The organism is Stenotrophomonas maltophilia group sp. RNC7 (assembly GCF_030910085.1).
GTDB lineage: Bacteria > Pseudomonadota > Gammaproteobacteria > Xanthomonadales > Xanthomonadaceae > Stenotrophomonas > Stenotrophomonas sepilia.
The window spans coordinates 1-1,589 of the sequence record NZ_JAVFVN010000968.1 but is presented as its reverse complement, the minus strand read 5'-3'; the positions used below and the strand labels follow the sequence as shown (position 1 = coordinate 1,589).

Here is a 1,589-nt window from a genome sequence, read left to right as displayed (position 1 = left end):
CCGTCTCAGCCGCGCATTGGTAGCAGCATTTTGCGGCGCAGGCCTCGCTCTTTCCGGCGCGATCATGCAGTCGCTTTTGCGTAATCCCCTGGCGGAGCCGTACGTTCTGGGCATTTCCGCGGGAGCGTCTACGGGCGCTGTAACGGTTGTAATTCTTGGCATAGGCGCTGGCGCTGTTTCCTTGTCGGCAGGCGCATTCGTTGGCGCGTTTTCGGCCTTTTTCTTCGTTGCCCTTCTCTCAAATGGTACGCGCGGCGGCGCGGATCGTACCATTCTGGCGGGCGTCGCTGCATCGCAGCTTTTCAACGCTGCAACCTCGTACATCGTCACCACATCCGGCAATGCACAGCAGGCTCGTGACGTGATGTTCTGGCTCCTTGGCAGCTTCGGTGGCGTTCGGTGGCCAGAATTTATGCTGGTGTCGGTGGTCATCACCTTCGGTCTTATCGCCTGTCTTCTCTATGCCCATGTTCTGGATGCATTTGCTTTCGGGGATGAGGCCGCCTCCTCGCTCGGCGTGAATGTCGGCCACGCGCGCATTTTCCTCTTTGCACTCACCGCAATGATGACCGCCACCATTGTCAGCATGGTCGGTTCCATAGGCTTCGTCGGGCTCGTCGTCCCGCATGCTGCACGCTTCATAGTCGGACCGCTACACGTAAGATTGTTGCCTGCATGCGCCATTATCGGCGCGATATTCATGGTGCTGGCCGATATCGCTTCGCGCGCACTGATACCCCAACAAGTCCTGCCCATCGGTGTGGTGACTGCACTTGTGGGCGTACCATTCTTCTCAATTATTCTTTACCGGTTTCAGCGCCCATCATGACGATCAGAGCCGAAAATCTTGTCTGGAAAATCGGCAAAAAGACCGTAATCGACGATGTGTCTTTCGAAGCGAAGCCTGGGAGAATGCTGGGGCTTCTGGGACCAAACGGTTCCGGAAAAACATCGTTACTGCGCCTGATCGCCGGATTGAAACGCCCCTGTTCCGGACGCGTCCTGCTTGACGAAAAGGATATCAATTCGGTTGCCCGGCGCAGCGTCGCGCAACGTGTGGCTTTTGTCGAGCAGCACGCGACGACAAATGCCAATCTTAAAGTAATGGACGTCGTAAGACTTGGGCGCTTTCCGCATAAATCAATGTTCTCTGGCTGGACAAGCGCTGACGAGACAGCGGTACAAAACGCGATTGAACGCACGGGAATGATAACCAAGAAAAACGATCAGTGGCAAAGCCTGTCAGGTGGAGAGAAGCAACGTGCGCACATAGCGAGAGCCCTGGCGCAGACGCCAAAAGAGCTTATTCTTGACGAACCGACCAATCATCTGGATGTACACCACCAGATGAGCTTGTTGAAACTGGTTTCCGCGCTGCCGATCACAAGCATAATTGCGCTGCATGACCTCAATCATGCAGCCATGTTTTGCGACGAATTAATCGTTATGGCATCAGGAAAGATCGTAGCCTGGGGCACACCGGAAGAAGTAATCACCGAGAGCATCCTTAAACAATTCTTCTCGATTGATGCGCGTGTAGAACCTTCTCCATATAGCGAACGCCCTCATATTCACTACCTCAGATAAAA

Annotated in this window: 2 protein-coding genes; both read left to right on the top strand. The window is 54.4% G+C overall.

From position 1 onward, the window contains the following. Nucleotides 1-829, top strand: an 829-nt coding sequence (locus tag RCF13_RS25180; protein WP_308141639.1) for an iron ABC transporter permease, incomplete at its 5' end; no start/stop codon positions are given. Then, complete coding sequence (locus RCF13_RS25175; RefSeq protein ID WP_308141638.1) at nt 826-1,587, top strand: ABC transporter ATP-binding protein; 762 nt, start codon at nt 826-828, stop codon at nt 1,585-1,587. The genes RCF13_RS25180 and RCF13_RS25175, both read left to right, overlap by 4 nt. The last annotated feature ends 2 nt before the right edge of the window (nt 1,588-1,589 follow it).

Bases quoted from the DNA above. Each gene is read 5' to 3' on its own strand.
- RCF13_RS25175 (WP_308141638.1), top strand. From the start codon at position 826: ATGACGATCAGAGCCGAAAATCTTGTCTGGAAAATCGGCAAAAAGACC.